The organism is Maritimibacter sp., from assembly GCF_016774595.1.
In the GTDB taxonomy this organism is placed as follows: domain Bacteria; phylum Pseudomonadota; class Alphaproteobacteria; order Rhodobacterales; family Rhodobacteraceae; genus Maritimibacter; species Maritimibacter alkaliphilus.
The window spans coordinates 1-13,948 of sequence record NZ_JACBWT010000002.1 but is presented as its reverse complement, the minus strand read 5'-3'; the positions used below and the strand labels follow the sequence as shown (position 1 = coordinate 13,948).

At 60.7% G+C, this 13,948-nt stretch carries 14 protein-coding genes; 4 read left to right on the top strand and 10 right to left on the bottom strand.

Annotated features, from left to right (window positions below; genetic code table 11):
* Positions 1–32: 32 nt before the first annotated feature.
* The 7 genes from HOY44_RS11125 to HOY44_RS11095 all read right to left on the bottom strand — a co-directional run bounded on the left by HOY44_RS11125 (position 33) and on the right by HOY44_RS11095 (position 8,606).
* Positions 33–1,343 carry a M16 family metallopeptidase gene (locus HOY44_RS11125; RefSeq protein WP_287434767.1) on the bottom strand — a complete coding sequence of 437 codons (1,311 nt, stop codon included), beginning with the start codon at positions 1,341–1,343 and terminating at the stop codon, positions 33–35.
* Positions 1,340–2,695: a M16 family metallopeptidase gene (locus HOY44_RS11120; protein WP_287434766.1), complete on the bottom strand. Its 1,356-nt coding sequence runs from the start codon at positions 2,693–2,695 to the stop codon at positions 1,340–1,342. Before HOY44_RS11120 ends, HOY44_RS11125 begins: the two co-directional genes overlap by 4 nt.
* Positions 2,696–2,848: 153 nt before the next feature.
* Positions 2,849–3,382 carry a DUF3035 domain-containing protein gene (locus tag HOY44_RS11115; RefSeq protein ID WP_287434765.1) on the bottom strand — a complete coding sequence of 178 codons (534 nt, stop codon included), beginning with the start codon at positions 3,380–3,382 and terminating at the stop codon, positions 2,849–2,851.
* A 51-nt stretch (positions 3,383–3,433) separates the two neighbouring features.
* On the bottom strand, positions 3,434–3,913 hold the full coding sequence (gene lspA, locus HOY44_RS11110) for a signal peptidase II (protein WP_008331950.1): 480 nt from the start codon (positions 3,911–3,913) through the stop codon (positions 3,434–3,436).
* A complete protein-coding gene (purH, locus tag HOY44_RS11105; protein WP_287434764.1) occupies positions 3,913–5,502 on the bottom strand; it encodes a bifunctional phosphoribosylaminoimidazolecarboxamide formyltransferase/IMP cyclohydrolase in 1,590 nt (529 codons plus the stop codon). The genes lspA and purH overlap by 1 nt, the downstream gene beginning before the upstream one ends.
* Before the next feature lie 15 nt (positions 5,503–5,517).
* On the bottom strand, positions 5,518–7,251 hold the full coding sequence (locus HOY44_RS11100; RefSeq protein WP_287434763.1) for a heparinase II/III family protein: 1,734 nt from the start codon (positions 7,249–7,251) through the stop codon (positions 5,518–5,520).
* A gap of 92 nt (positions 7,252–7,343) precedes the next feature.
* Positions 7,344–8,606 carry an RsmB/NOP family class I SAM-dependent RNA methyltransferase gene (locus HOY44_RS11095; RefSeq protein ID WP_287434762.1) on the bottom strand — a complete coding sequence of 421 codons (1,263 nt, stop codon included), beginning with the start codon at positions 8,604–8,606 and terminating at the stop codon, positions 7,344–7,346.
* Positions 8,607–8,671: 65 nt separating this feature from the next.
* Between HOY44_RS11095 and HOY44_RS11090 the strand changes: the two genes are divergently transcribed.
* Positions 8,672–8,851: a DUF1674 domain-containing protein gene (locus HOY44_RS11090; protein WP_008331954.1), complete on the top strand. Its 180-nt coding sequence runs from the start codon at positions 8,672–8,674 to the stop codon at positions 8,849–8,851.
* 401 nt (positions 8,852–9,252) lie between these two features.
* Here the strand turns inward: HOY44_RS11090 and HOY44_RS11085 are convergent, their stop codons facing one another.
* Entirely contained in the window at positions 9,253–10,218 is a 966-nt protein-coding gene (locus HOY44_RS11085; RefSeq protein WP_287434761.1) for a UDP-glucuronic acid decarboxylase family protein, read from the bottom strand.
* Positions 10,219–11,447: 1,229 nt separating this feature from the next.
* Between HOY44_RS11085 and HOY44_RS11080 the strand changes: the two genes are divergently transcribed.
* Both HOY44_RS11080 and HOY44_RS11075 read left to right on the top strand, forming a co-directional pair.
* Complete coding sequence (locus tag HOY44_RS11080; protein WP_287434760.1) at positions 11,448–11,975, top strand: hypothetical protein; 528 nt, start codon at positions 11,448–11,450, stop codon at positions 11,973–11,975.
* An 86-nt stretch (positions 11,976–12,061) separates the two neighbouring features.
* Positions 12,062–12,298 (top strand): HGGxSTG domain-containing protein, encoded by a 237-nt coding sequence (locus HOY44_RS11075; RefSeq protein WP_287437215.1) that lies wholly within the window; start codon positions 12,062–12,064, stop codon positions 12,296–12,298.
* 156 nt (positions 12,299–12,454) lie between these two features.
* On the opposite strand, the gene HOY44_RS11070 is transcribed toward HOY44_RS11075, so the two are convergent.
* Positions 12,455–12,706, bottom strand: a complete 252-nt coding sequence (locus HOY44_RS11070) for a helix-turn-helix domain-containing protein (RefSeq protein ID WP_287434759.1) — start codon at positions 12,704–12,706, stop codon at positions 12,455–12,457.
* A gap of 120 nt (positions 12,707–12,826) precedes the next feature.
* Here HOY44_RS11070 and HOY44_RS11065 point away from each other — a divergent pair, with 120 nt between their 5' ends.
* On the top strand, positions 12,827–13,312 hold the full coding sequence (locus HOY44_RS11065) for a hypothetical protein (RefSeq protein ID WP_287434758.1): 486 nt from the start codon (positions 12,827–12,829) through the stop codon (positions 13,310–13,312).
* A gap of 148 nt (positions 13,313–13,460) precedes the next feature.
* Here the strand turns inward: HOY44_RS11065 and HOY44_RS22715 are convergent, their stop codons facing one another.
* Entirely contained in the window at positions 13,461–13,727 is a 267-nt protein-coding gene (locus HOY44_RS22715) for a helix-turn-helix domain-containing protein (protein ID WP_502710695.1), read from the bottom strand.
* Between the last annotated feature and the right edge of the window lie 221 nt (positions 13,728–13,948).

Below are 13,948 nucleotides of genomic sequence, written 5' to 3'. Positions count from 1 at the left end.
CGGTCGTATTCAGCGCCGCAAGGGCGCGGCCCTCAGTTCACCGTCGGCTCCAGACCTTCGGGCTGGCCGACCACCACGAAGCGCAGGTTCTCGGGCTGGAAAAGCTTCGCCGCGACGCGGTTCGCCTCTTCCAGCGTCACCGCCATGACCTTTTCGTTCCGGGTTTCCGGATAGTCGATCGGGTATCCGTCCATCTGCATCGAGGTCAGGATGTTCGCGATGTTGCTGTTGCCGTCGAACCGCAGCGGATAGGCGCCGGTCAGGTATTTCTTGGCATCTGCCAGTTCCTGTTCGGTGATGCCGTCCTCGGCCATCTTGGCCCATTCCTCCTGCACGACCGAAACGGCCTCGGCCATGACGCCATTCTGCGACGAAAAGCTGCCGCCCAGCACTTCGGAATAGTCGCTGTCGGACAGGTAGGTGCCGATGCCATAGGTCAGGCCGCGCTTCTCGCGCACCTCGTCGAACAGCCGGTTTTCGAAATTCGCGCCGCCCATGATCGTGTTCACGATATAGGCCGCGAAGAAATCCGGGTTGTCGATCTTCATGCCCGGCTGACCGAAGCGCGCCACCGATTGCGGCGTGTCGAAGGGCACGACCGAGATGCCGGGCGTGGCGCCGAAAGGCACCGGGTCGGGGTATGCCCCGCCTTCTTCGCGCAGATCGCCCAGAATGGTGTCCAGCACCGTGCCCAGTTGCTCGGGCGTGATGTCACCGACCGCCGAGACATAAACCCGGTCGCGCGCGATGGCGTTTTCCCATGCGGTCACGATGTCGTCGCGGGTCAGAGCGGTTACGCTGTCGACGGTGCCCCCGTCGAAGCTTCCATAGGGATGGTCGCCATAGGCCGCGGCATTCATCGCATCGCCCGCAAGCTCGTCGGGGTCCGTCTGGCGCGAGTTGATGTAGGACAGGACCTGCCCGCGCACACGCTCAACCGCGACATCATCGAACGTCGGCTCGACCAGCGCGGCGCGGATCAGGTCGACGGAGGGCTCCATGTTCTCGGTCAGGAATTGGGCCGACACGGTCAGGACATCGCCATAAACGTCGAAGTCGATCGACGTGGCGAGGTCTTCTTTCGCCTCGGCGAAGGCGCGGCTGTCCATGTCGGCCGCCCCCTCTTCGAGCAGCCCGGCCATGAGGTTCGTCGCACCGCGCTTGCCCGGCAGGTCGAGCGACGTGCCGCCTCGGAACCGAAGCTCGAGAGCGACGAAGGGGATCGAATGTTCTTCGACCAGCCAGGCCGAGATGCCGCCGGGCGACGTGACCTCCTGAATCGGAACCTGAGCACGGGCCGGAACGGCGGCGATCAGGAAAAGCGCAATGGCGAGACGGATCATTGGATGGCCTCCGCGTCGGTGTCAGGGGTCGTGGTGGGGCCGGTCAGCCAACCGGTGACGGCGTGAGAGCGTTGCAGAACCTTCTCGGCAGCCGCCATTACGTCGTCCGGCGTCACCGATTGCAGAACCTCTGGCCAGGCTTTGACGTCTTCGATGGTCAGACCGCTCGTCAGCGCCGCGCCATAGCGGTTGGCAAGGCCACGCATGGAATCCTGCGCGTAGATATCGCCCGCACGAATACGGGTCTTGATCCGTTCGAACTGCGCCGGGTCGATCCCGTTCTCCATGAACTCGGCCAAGGTGGCATCCATCGCGGCTTCGGCTTCGGCCAGCGACACGCCCTGCGCCGGAACCACGCCGATGCGGATCGACGAGATGTCGAGGTTCAGCGCGCTGTAGCCTGCAAAGGTCGAGACAGCGATATTCTGTTCGAATTCCAACGCCTGACCGAAGACCGACGTTGCCGAGTTCCCACCGAGGATTTCCGCGAGATAGACGAGCGCGGCGGCCTCCTCCTGTTCACCCGGATTGCGTTCAGGGGCGAGGTAACTGCGCACGACATAGGGCTGGCTGACACGCGGGTCTTCGTATGTGATGCGGCGTTCCGCAAGCGGCACGGGTTCCAGCGGTCGCGCGCGCGGCTCCAACCCTTCGGTCGGTTCGAGCGGGCCATAGTGCTCCTCGGCCATCGCGAGCACCTCTTCCGGTTCCACGTCACCCGCCACCACGAGGATCGCGTTGTTGGGGGCATAATATTTGCGGTAATAGGCCATCGCTTCGTCCAGCCCCAACTGCTCCATCTCGTGCCGCCAGCCGATGACGGGGATGCCGTAGGGGTGGTTCTGGTAAAGCGCCGCCTGCATCTGTTCGTTCAGCAGTGCGCCGGGCGAGTTGTCGGTCCGCATCGCGCGTTCTTCGAGGATCACGTCACGTTCGGTCGCGATGTCGTCTTCGGACAGCTGAAGGTCGCGCATCCGGTCGGCCTCCATCGTCATCATCAGGTCGAGCCGGTCGGCGGCGACGCGCTGGAAGTAGGCGGTATAGTCCTGACTGGTGAAGGCGTTGTCAGACCCGCCGTTTTCAGCCACCACGCGGCTGAGTTCGCCGGATTCCATGTCGTCGGTCGCCTTGAACAGCAGATGTTCGAGGAAGTGGGCGATGCCGGAGACCCCCGGATCTTCGTCGGCGGCCCCGGCGCGATACCAGACCATGTGGACCACGACCGGCGCACGATGATCTTCGATCACCACTACGTCCATACCGTTGTCGAGGGTGTAGTCGGTGACCTCCTGCGCCGTGGCAGGGAGCGTGACGGCCATGATGGCGAAACAGGCCGAGAGAAGTCGCTTCATCTGAAATCCTCCGTTCCACTGACACAGTTAGCCGGAGCGGCCAGAGGAGCAACCCCGCATGACGGTGGTGTGAATTGGATTACAGGTTGTTAACACGCCTGTGTGGCGCGGGAAAAAGAAACGGGCCCAGCCGGGCCCGTCGCATCTTTCGCCTCACTCGAACCGCTCGGGATCGGGGGGTGCCGCCGGGGTCCAGACCCCGCGATTGCGGACCCGGTCGAGTTCGAGCTGCTGGTCGAGCGACTGCTGGCTGTAGCTGTCGTAATAGACGTTCACGTTGAACAGGCGCTCAAGCAGCTTGCCGTTGTTCTTGCGGCGGTATTCCAGGTCTTCCTCGGCCAGCACCGTGCGGATGTTGCCGTTGGTGCCATAGCGACCGGCATGGGCGAGAAGCGTGCCCTCACCGGAATTCGCGCGATCCGAGGTGAGCGCATCGGGATTGCCGCCCAAGGCCGCCACCGCATCGGCGGTCGGCGTGGCATCGGCGCGGTTCGTCTGACCGGGGGTCGGCGTCGGAAGCGCGCTGTAATCCTCGGGCTGTTCAAGCGGCTTGTTGGGCAGGATCGAAAACTCGTCCGGGGTCGAGGACCGGATGTTCATGAGGTCGGGATTGCCGTCGTTGGAACAGGCCGCAAGCAGCCCGAGACCCACAAGGGCTAGTCCGAATTTCATGGCAGGAACCCGCATCTATGCCTCCAACACCCGTTTCGACCTCTTTACCGCAACTCGCGGGCCCCGTCACGGGGCCTTTTTCCCATCGGCTTTGTCGGCCAGCAGGATCAGACCGATGGCCCCGGCAAACACTGCAATATCAGCGACATTGAAGGAATAGGGATTGGTAAATCCGCAACAGGACATATTGAGAAAGTCCGCGACGGCACCATAGACCACGCGGTCGATCACGTTGCCCAGCGCACCACCGACGAGCACGCCTGCGGCAATGCGTGCGGCCAGCGTCATGGATTTGCGCCGCACCCACCATAGCACGCCCAGACAGATCGCGAGCGCCACACCGATCAAAATCCAGCGCATCGTGTCCTCAGACGACGAGAACAGTCCGAAGTTCACGCCTTCGTTCCACGCCATGCGGTAGTTGAGGAAGGGCGGCCAAACGTCGATCGCCCCGACCTCCTTCAGGTTCATCACCTGCACGACCCAGTATTTCGTTACCTGATCGAGGACGAAGACGATGAGCGCGGTGATCGACAGCGCGCGCATCAGTGACGGAAGTGCCGCATACCGGTGAACACCATGGCGAGCCCGGCCTCGTCAGCCGCCTTGATGACCTCGTCGTCGCGCATCGACCCGCCCGGCTGGATCACGCAGGTCGCACCCGCTGCGGCGGCTTCCAAGAGGCCGTCGGGGAATGGAAAGAACGCGTCCGAGGCGACGGCGGAGCCGATGGCGGGGCTTTCGGACAGGCCCAGTTCGGCCGCCATGCGACCCGCTTTCGTGGCGGCGATGGTGGAGCTGTCCAGCCGGCTCATCTGGCCCGCGCCAACACCCACGGTCGCGCCATCTTTGACATAGACGATGGCGTTGGATTTCACGTGCTTGGCCACTTTCCAAGCGAAAAGCAGGTCTTTGAGCTGTTCGTCGGTCGGTGCCTTCTTCGTCACCACCTTGAGGTCATCGAGCCCGATATGCCCGTTGTCCTTGTTCTGGAACAGATAGCCACCCGCGACCTGACGGATCGTCTGGCTGCCGATCAGCGGATCAGGCAGACCGGCGGTGGTCAAGAGGCGCAGGTTCTTCTTGGCCGCGAAAATCTCTTTCGCCTCGTCAGAAGCACCGGGGGCGATGACGACCTCGGTGAAGATCTGGGTGATCTCGCGCGCCGTGTCGACGTCGAGCGGCTGGTTCAGCGCCACGATGCCACCGAAAGCCGAGGTGCGGTCGCAATCGAACGCCTTCTTGTAGGCGTCTAGCAACGTCGCGCCCCGCGCCACGCCCGAGGGGTTGGCGTGCTTGATGACAGCGACGGCGGGACCATCGGCGGGGTCGAATTCCGCGACCAGTTCGAACGCCGCATCGGTGTCGTTGATGTTGTTGTAGGACAGCTCCTTGCCTTGATGCTGCACGGCGGTCGCCACGCCTTCGCGGGCCGAGCCATCGACATAGAACGCTGCATCCTGATGCGGGTTCTCACCGTAGCGCATGACCTGCTTCAACTCGCCCGCGACCACGCGGCGGCGCGGCGATGCCTCGCCAATCGCGCCTGCCATCCAGCCGGACACGGCGGCGTCATAAGCCCCGGTGCGGGCATAGGCGATCTGCGCCTGACGCTGGCGGAAGGCATAGGTCGTCGCGCCGTCGTTCGTCTTCAACTCGTCCAGCAGCGCGCCGTAATCCTCGACATCGACGATGGTGGTGACGAAGCCGTGGTTCTTGGCCGCCGCACGGATCATGGCCGGGCCGCCGATGTCGATGTTCTCGATCATCTCGTCGTAATCCGCGCCACGGGCCAGAGCGGCCTCGAACGGGTAGAGGTTCACCACCAGCAGGTCGATCGCGCCGATGCCATGCTCATTCATCGCGGCCACATGGTCGTCGTTGTCACGAAGCGCGAGCAGGCCGCCGTGTACCATCGGGTGCAGCGTCTTGACACGGCCATCCATCATTTCGGGAAAGTTCGTCACCTCGGACACGTCCTTGACCGAAACGCCCGCATCCCGCAGCGCCTTGGCCGATCCGCCGGTGGACAGGATCTCGATCCCCATCCCCTCCAGAGCCTTGCCCAGATCGACCAGCCCGGTCTTGTCGGATACGGAAATCAGCGCGCGGCGCACGGGGGAAAGGTCGGTCATGTGGTGTCCCTTGGGTCAGTCTGGCAGCTCGTCCACCTCATCCCGCACCAGATCGCGCACGCCGATGGGCGTGTCCTGCGCCTTGGCGAGGGACCAGCGGATGCGCGTCGCATAGTCTATTGCCGCGCCGGATAGAACCACTTGTTTCGACGCACGGGGCTTCAATCGGTTCTTTTCGAGGTAAACCGAGGGTTCGAGCGACAGTTTCGCCGCACCATCGTAGCGAAACACCCAGATTTCCCCGGATTTGAGCGCCATCGACACCGCTGTGCCGCCAAGGTCGATGGTCGCGTCCACGTCCGGGTGCAGGTGGAAGCGGATGTTGAATGGCACGCCTTTCTCGCCCTCGCGTTCAAGCGCGCGGCCAAAGGTGGCCTGTTCGGATTCGGACACGGCCGCCAGCGTTTCCTCGCCCGCGATGGTGCGCCCGTCCACGGCCAGTTCCAGCCGCCGGATATAGGCCAGACCGAACCGTGGCTGATAGCCATCGTGGCCGCTGACGAGGCCGATCATGTCGGCATCGCCGATCCGCCGCGCCTCGACCTCGTTCGGGACTTCGACCATGCGCGCGCGCGGCCCGTAGGGCGTGGCCTCCATATCGCTGAGGCGCGAGGACGACACGCCGGTCAGGCCAAGCACCGAATGGGACGGGGTGGCGCGGCCCGCTTTGCCCCAATCCTCGCCGAATTGCCGCCCGGACCCGCAGTTCACGATCAGCGGGCGACGACCCGAAGTGACCTCGAGCGCGAGGGTCGAGGCGTGTGCGTTCCACGACGCGGGCCCCAGCGGCGGCTTGTCGGCATCGACGATGATCGAGGTGCGGCCTGCCGACAGGCGGGCGAAACCCATCGCCGGGCCATCCGTCGGCCCACCGCGCACACCGGATGTGGCAAGCGCCTGATCCAGCCGCCCTTCGGCCCCGCGCCCGCCGCCGTGAAACCGGGCCAGACCGCCGTCGGCATGGCGCAACGCGCGCAGCGTGGGTGCGATCCGTTCGATGGCCGACTGGTGGGCGGGTTTGGGCGTGATCTCGGATTCGCGCAGCGCGAGGGCGGCCCAGTTGAGGAGCGTGAAGACTTCGAGCAATTCTTCGGGGTTGCGGGTCGGAATGCCGCCCGCCGCGTCGATCTGCCGGTCGCATTCGCGGGCCAGCGCCTGTGTGGCGGGTTCGGTCAGATGCTCCATGCCGGAGAGCGAAAGCCCCGCATAAATCAGGCCGGTAAGCGCCTCGAACCGGGGCAGACCGGGCGAGGTGCCCTGCCACCGCTTCGACAGAAAGATCGCTTGCTGACCAAGACTGCGGTGAAACCGGAGCGAGGCGTCGCTGTCCTGCCCGTTGAGGATCAGGAAGGCATGGTTGATCCAGCGGATAAGCCTGCGGCCCGCGACATCGGGCACCCAGCCGGGGCCGGTGCCCCGCCCGAAACGGTCGATCCAGTCCATCGTCCAGAACTGCGCCCGCGCCCGCGCATCGCGGTCGCCCAATGCCGCCAGATCGTCCATCCAGCCGAAACCCTGAAGCGCAGCTTCGAAATCGTCGGAGGGGGGCGTGATGGCCCAGATGCTGTCGGCGGGGGACTGGACGAGGTGCCCCGCGAACAGGAAGTTCCCCGCGACCATCTGTTTGCCCTTGGCGAAGCTGCCGATGGTGCGCGGTTCGGGCTTGGACGTGAAACCCGTCGCCGGCTTCGCGCGGGCCGCCCGCCGGGCGTGCCAACGGTTGAGCCACCGCGTTCTGCGGCTGGTCATGGGAAAATCCTTGGCCAACGTCGCCTTGCCTTACCTCAGATGCCGACCCTTACCGGGTTCTGGCCGCACTCTACAGGTCGGGCGGGCGCGAGTCATGCCTTAACGAGGCAGGCGATGTAGAACCCGTCCATCCCGCCCTTGTCGGCCCAGTAATCCGGGCGCAGGCGCAACCCGCCCTCGTCCGTGCGCCAGTCGGGGTCGATGCCGGGGCGGTCGAGCGCGGCGGTGTCCACCGAAAGCCCCTCATGCCGCCCGAGCGCGTCGCGCACCTGTTCCTCGCCCTCGTCGATCAACAGCGAACAGGTGCAATAGATCAGCCGCCCGCCGGATTTGAGCATACCCAGCGCCCGGTCGATCAGGTGTTCCTGAAGCTCGAAGAGGCCGGGAAAATCGCTCCCGTCCTTGGCGTATGGAAGATCCGGGTGACGCCGGATCGTTCCGGTCGCCGTGCAAGGCGCGTCGAGCAGGATCGCGTCGAACGGCCCGCCCTCGTATTCCAGCGCGTCCATCGTGACGAGGTCGGCGGACAGGCCGCAGCGCGCGAGGTTCTCGCCCACCCGCGCCATGCGGTGTTCCGAGATATCGACGGCGGTGACCTCGGCCCCGGCGGCGGCAAGCTGCATCGTCTTGCCGCCGGGTGCGGCGCACAGGTCCAGCACAGTCTCGCCCGGCTGGGCGTTCAGCACGCGGGCCGGAAGGGCGGCGGCGGCGTCCTGCACCCACCAGTCGCCCTCGGCGAACCCCGGCAGGGTCGAAACCTGACCTGCGTTCGTCACACGCACCGATCCGGTGGGCAACACCGTGCCGCCCAGCGCCTGCGCGAGCGTCTCGGCATCGCCCTTGGGTGTCAGGTCGAGCGGCGCCCCTGCGTAGAACGCCGTCTCCATCGCCGCCACGATGTCTTTGCCGTAATCGTCGGTCAGGGGCTTTCGCAGCCATTTGGGCAGGCGCGGCGTGGGCAGCGCGGCCCACCCTTCGGCGTCGACCTTGCGCAGGATCGCGTTGACCAGTCCCGCCATCCCGGCGGTTTTCTTGTCGGCGCGTGCAAGTTCGACCGCGGTGTTCACCACGCCGTGCGGGGCGGCGCCGAGTTCGCAGATTTCCGCGACCGACAGCCGCAGGATATTGTGGATGCGCAGGGGCGGACGTTTGCGCAGGTGCGGGCCGAGCACGCGGTCGGCACGGTCCATCACTCGGAACGCCGTCGCGACGAGCCGCTGCGTGCGCGCGCGATCCTCGGGCGCGAGCTTTTCCAGACGGCGCGGCAGCACCTCCGGCAAGAGCCGTCCATGCTCCATCACGTCGCCCATGAGGTCCAGCGCGACGCGGCGCGGCAGATTGGGATCACCGGCCATGCGGCCTCCTTTGCCAAATCGGTGGCGACGGCCTATATCAAAGGCGCGAGACAAGGAAGCCTGCCATGAGTGACGAAACCAAACGCGACCTGCCCCCCGCCGCCATCCGGGCGCTGGCCGAGGCCGAGGAACGGCGCAAGAAGGCCGCCGCCCTGAAGCTTCCCGAAGAGCTGGGCGGGCGCGACGGGCCGGAGCCGGTGCGCTATGGCGACTGGGAGAAAAAGGGCCTCGCCATCGATTTCTGAACGGCGTTAACCGTCTCGGGGCGGTCGATTTCCGCCGCCCTAACTCCTCTTCCCTCAAATCAGACCCATCGAATGTGCGGCTTCATCCGAATGCCGCCCGCACCCCGTTCAAGGAGCTGCTTCATGGGTCTTCTCAACCACCCCGACGTGATGCGTGCCGTCAAGCCGGATCAGACACCGGTCGCCGTGGCCTGCCGGTTCGTCTTCAAGGCCGGGTCCGACAATCTTTGCCCGATCTTTCGGCTGACTCATTCAAGGCTTCGTAGCAACACTTGTAGCCAAACGAATTCCAAAGCGTGCGGGAGGTCCCGACATTAGCAAAATCAGGTGACGAACCAGAGTTCCACATGTTTCAGTTTTTTCTGATTGCTTCCAAACGCCCGGAAGGCCTCTTTCCTTCTTTATTTCAATGACTTCAAAACATTTCTAAAGTGTGTAACTGTCTTTTTTAACCCCGCGTCCAACGTCACCAATGGCTCCCAATCTAAAGCTGTTTTCGCCAGCGCGATATCCGGGCACCTTTGACTGGGATCATCTCGCGGCAGCTTTGCGTGGATGATCTTGGAACTTGCCCCGGTAGCTTCGACTATGTGCATTGCCAGTTGTGCAATCGTGATTTCGCTCGGATTACCGAGGTTTACTGGTCCGGTTACATCTTTGTCTTTCGCCATAAGTCGGAGCAGTCCTTCCACAAGATCGTCCACATAACAAAATGACCGTGTCTGCTGACCATCTCCGTAAATCGTAATGTCTCGACCTGTCAGCGCTTGCATGATGAAATTCGACACAACGCGGCCATCGGCGTGGTGCATGCGCGGCCCATAGGTGTTGAAGATCCGCGCAACCTTGATCTCTAGCCCGTGCTGGCGGTGGTAGTCGAAAAACAGCGTCTCGGCGCAGCGCTTGCCTTCGTCATAGCAAGACCTCGGACCAATTGGGTTGACGTTGCCCCAATACCTTTCCGCCTGAGGATGAACGGTTGGATCACCGTAGACCTCAGAAGTTGAAGCCTGCAGGATTTTACATCGAAGCCTTTTTGCCAGCCCCAGCATATTTATCGCGCCATGCACGCTGGTCTTCGTCGTTTGTACTGGGTCGTATTGGTAATGCACCGGTGAGGCCGGGCAGGCGAGATTGTAGATCTCATCAACCTCGACATAGAGGGGGAAGGTCACATCGTGGCGCATAAATTCGAAGCGCGGATTGTCGTGAAGGTGATCAATGTTGCGCTTCGTGCCCGTGAATAGGTTATCGAGGCATATCACCTCGTGCCCGCCAGCCAGCAACCGGTCGATCAAGTGTGAACCGATGAACCCGGCCCCGCCGGTCACAAGGATACGTTTCCGACTATCGTAAAGGCGAGCCACTTTCGCTTTCCTAACCCCTGACGCAATGAACCGGTTTCAAGTCCATGATGGAAATCAGACAGGCCTCTTCTTCTTTGCAGGTTTGAGCTACCTTGATCAAGAAAGCTTTCGACCTGAAAGGGTCGCGCTGATGAGAGGCACCGGAGGTCAGCTGGACATCTCGGCCGGAGAACTCGGCCATGAGCACCGACGTACAGTTTGGCTGGATTTTTTTGTGATCGAACGACTTGTTTCGAACCACTTGCGATAAAACTCCGCACTTCCGCAGCTAGAAGAGCGCCGAACGCCGCCACGACGGGATGGAAGGCAGAAAATGCAATGAGACGAATTGCACAACCCACATTGGACGAGTTATTAGGCATATCCACGAAGAAGCCCTTCACACGCAGATCAATAGAACCGGAACTTGCGTTTGTCAGGACACATAAGACTTTGTTTTCCCAAACCATTCCTGGTCCAAACCTTTTAAATCAATCTTTATTCGGAAATCAGAGTTCAAGACTTTCCCGCATATCTATCCTAGATGCCCCACTAATCCAAAAATATGCACATTTGGACATGATGCTCGTGATTGCAGCCTCAAAGCGCCGATGCGGCTACCTACCCCGCTCTTCGTCTGTGCGCTGTTAAGCGCGTTACATCAGCAATATTGCAACCCGTTGCAAGCCGCTGGTTGCAACCGTTGCAACTGGTTGCAAAAAACTGATCGCAAGGCGAGCCCGGCGGGTAAGGGTATCAGGCGCTCTTTACTTCGACCGCCGGACGTGACGGACACTCGACCCCTTCGATACATCAGCTAGGTTCCAGCAGTGGCACTGGCAAGGATTGAGGCTTTCCCCCAAAGAAATAGGGACTGAGACCCGGAGTTCCCTCCGTTCTTTCAATCGCGGTGCGCGCAAACGCAGATTGGTGGTCTCGCAGACACTATTGGTTGCCGCCATCCGGAAGCCACGCGTCTCTGCCATCGAAATTCGGATTATAGACCGGACGAAAACTATTTGGGGGGGGGGATACTAAAATTCTGCTAAATCACAAGGTGTACCGCTACTGGGCAACGTTTGGTCCACCCACGCTTGTCGCCTCCACTAGATCGGCTACACGGATGGAAAACAATCGTATGGGGGGGATGCGTTTTTCCTGGGTCAACCCCATGCAAAGAAGAAAAGTTTTTGCTGGAATGTATTTGACCTTCCTGATAGATGCCAAATACCCTCGATAGGAAAATTTATATGTCAGAGATCCCTCAAGTTCGCTCGCGCACCCTCCCTCAAAACCAATACAAGATCCCGGCTGGCTACTTGCATAGTTCAGTTGGGCCGAATTTTGTTCATGAGGAGGTCGTTTCCCAAATTTGTCATGCCATGGCTAGAATTCCCGACGAAACTCGGGAGGCTTTTCAGCGCCGCTGCGCGTTTTCGATCAAAATGTACAATGATCTCGATCCGAAAGACCCAATTGAGGTCCTTCTTGCCATCGAGATAGTTGTCAATCATGCACTGTTTATAGCTATGACGCATAGGGCCGTTCGCGCACTTGATGGGTCTCACGTAGAGGCCGAAGCGCTCAAGTCGGCCGATCGTTGCCAGAAGCGTTTATTGGAATTTTCAAATAAACTTGATAAGCGCCGCGGCCAACCCCAGCAGAGGGTCACGGTGGAGCATGTGAATGTTGAAAAGGGCGGCCAAGCCATTGTTGGCAACGTGTCGACAAGCTCAGCCGAGAGCGCGCGTGTGCGCACGCGCTCTCGGCCCTCGTAAAGCCTGCCTCAGTTGATCTTCCCGGACACGTTCCTTCACAAGGGAGCAAAACAAACTTGAGCCACCACGCGCGAAACGTTGAGCCCATGCTATCCAGTCCAAGATGCGGCGCGAAAACAAGATCGGGCACGCCATGCAAGTCGCCAGCGGTCAGTGGCCGGGCACGCTGCCGTATGCATGGCGGGAGCTCCGGGAGCGGCGCACCCGCAGGGAACCGAAACGCGTTCAAGCACGGCCTCTATTCGAAGGAGGTCCAAGAGATACGCGCACTTGGGCGCGAGCGTTCTGAGGCCTATGCGCGCTTGCGAAAAATTGTTGATTAATAACTTTTTCGCTGATGTGCACTGTATGTGCACCGGCAATCGCTTGCTGCGTGCGCTTCTATTGCGTCTAGACTTCGAGAACGCGCTTCGTTGATAAGGGTGCCCTGGGTTGAGTCAGCAAAGAAAGTGCGCACAAAGGTATCAGTCCAATCGAAATCAAAGTTTTGTTGGCACTAAGGTCATTTGACGCTGGATGAATTCTAACGGGTCCTCGTCCAACGCTGAAAGTACCACAAGGAATTCGACCACGTCGAGACGCCGTTCTGCAAGTTCGTACTTTGCGACAAAAGAGGGAGGCTTGCCGAGCTTCTTGGCAAGTTTCGCTTGAGATAGGTTGCGATCCTTTCGGGTCGCGATCAAGGCATTAAGCATTGCCTGATAGCACTCTGAGCGCGCAGCGCCTGCCATGAACCGATGGTCCTTTTTCGAATCGATATGGCTAAATGCTCCCATTTCAGGATTGCCCCCAAATTGGGAGTGAAATAGACTGTGTCAGAGACGTAACCTGACAATATGGAAGGAGGACTTATGAGCACGTTCTATGGCGAGCCAGTGCCCAAAACACGTGACCGAGGGCCACGGATCGACCGAAAAAGGTTGTACGGTGAGTGGGCCCAGTTGATGGAGCCCGGAAAAGCGGTGCGTGAACAAATACGGGACCGAGCGGCGTACCTTTACATCACCGGCTTCCTTCCCTCGCACCTTCGCAAGCGAAACACCAAAATCCTTGTCCAGATAAGTCGGGATTTCAAGAAGCCCTCAAGCTTGGATGCGCGAAATGGATCACGACTCGTGCTGCCAGAAGTCGCCGCAGACCTCGGCATGGAGAAGCATGAAATGGTCAAGGCGGTTCGCGCGAAGATCCGAGAAGGCTACTTAATTGAGCCCTTTCGGGGGTATGGTTCCCGACGTGGCTATAGCAAAATCTATCTTTTTCGGATGGGGGTGAACCAAGAAGTGTTAAGTCCGTGCTTCGTGAACATTACAGGCGCGACGAAGAACGGCTGGGCCTAGCCGCTTTGGAGCTGGGAATGGAGCGATTTTTTGCTCAGGTTCTCCGGGCGCTGGACGTTTTCAGCGATAGCTCCATAACAGAGGAGGTGATTGTTGCCCCATCAGTCCACTGCAATGCTGTGGCTTGCGGTGGACGATGGTTGAATGATCAGTCGTTTTCCGTCTGATCTTGATCTCCGGAAATGGCTTGAACGAAACGGACGACCTCTCGTCTTATTTCCGGCTCCAGCCTCAGAATATCCCTCATCAATCGAGCATTCGCAGGTTCTCGTTCAATCGCAGATTCGGAAGTTTCATCGTCGTCAGGCAAGAAGGTCGAAACGGGGACAGCAAGCGCCTTGGCGATCATCCATAGCCTAGAACCGGAGACGCGGTTCGCGGCTGTTTCATACTTTTGAAGTTGCTGGAATTTCACTCCGATTATGCTTGATAGCTCTTTCTGAGTGAGGCCCGCAGACACTCGTTCTTCCCGAATTCTGAGGCCAATTTGAACATCTACAGGGTGCGCCATTCTTCGCTAATACACCAAATACGCGATTGGGCTAAATGCAATTCGTGCGCACTATGACATTTCCCATCCCAACGCGGGACCACACCTCAAGGTTCGGCTAGGTCCGGGCGTAGATATCCTCATAC

Excerpts from the sequence above, each read along its gene's own strand:
- HOY44_RS11125 (WP_287434767.1), bottom strand. The coding sequence starts at position 1,343 with ATGATCCGTCTCGCCATTGCGCTTTTCCTGATCGCCGCCGTTCCGGCC.
- HOY44_RS11120 (WP_287434766.1), bottom strand. The coding sequence starts at position 2,695 with ATGAAGCGACTTCTCTCGGCCTGTTTCGCCATCATGGCCGTCACGCTC.
- HOY44_RS11115 (WP_287434765.1), bottom strand. The coding sequence starts at position 3,382 with ATGCGGGTTCCTGCCATGAAATTCGGACTAGCCCTTGTGGGTCTCGGG.
- lspA (WP_008331950.1), bottom strand. The coding sequence starts at position 3,913 with ATGCGCGCGCTGTCGATCACCGCGCTCATCGTCTTCGTCCTCGATCAG.
- purH (WP_287434764.1), bottom strand. The coding sequence starts at position 5,502 with ATGACCGACCTTTCCCCCGTGCGCCGCGCGCTGATTTCCGTATCCGAC.
- HOY44_RS11100 (WP_287434763.1), bottom strand. The coding sequence starts at position 7,251 with ATGACCAGCCGCAGAACGCGGTGGCTCAACCGTTGGCACGCCCGGCGG.
- HOY44_RS11095 (WP_287434762.1), bottom strand. The coding sequence starts at position 8,606 with ATGGCCGGTGATCCCAATCTGCCGCGCCGCGTCGCGCTGGACCTCATG.
- HOY44_RS11090 (WP_008331954.1), top strand. The coding sequence starts at position 8,672 with ATGAGTGACGAAACCAAACGCGACCTGCCCCCCGCCGCCATCCGGGCG.
- HOY44_RS11080 (WP_287434760.1), top strand. The coding sequence starts at position 11,448 with ATGTCAGAGATCCCTCAAGTTCGCTCGCGCACCCTCCCTCAAAACCAA.
- HOY44_RS11075 (WP_287437215.1), top strand. The coding sequence starts at position 12,062 with ATGCTATCCAGTCCAAGATGCGGCGCGAAAACAAGATCGGGCACGCCA.
- HOY44_RS11070 (WP_287434759.1), bottom strand. The coding sequence starts at position 12,706 with ATGGCAGGCGCTGCGCGCTCAGAGTGCTATCAGGCAATGCTTAATGCC.
- HOY44_RS11065 (WP_287434758.1), top strand. The coding sequence starts at position 12,827 with ATGAGCACGTTCTATGGCGAGCCAGTGCCCAAAACACGTGACCGAGGG.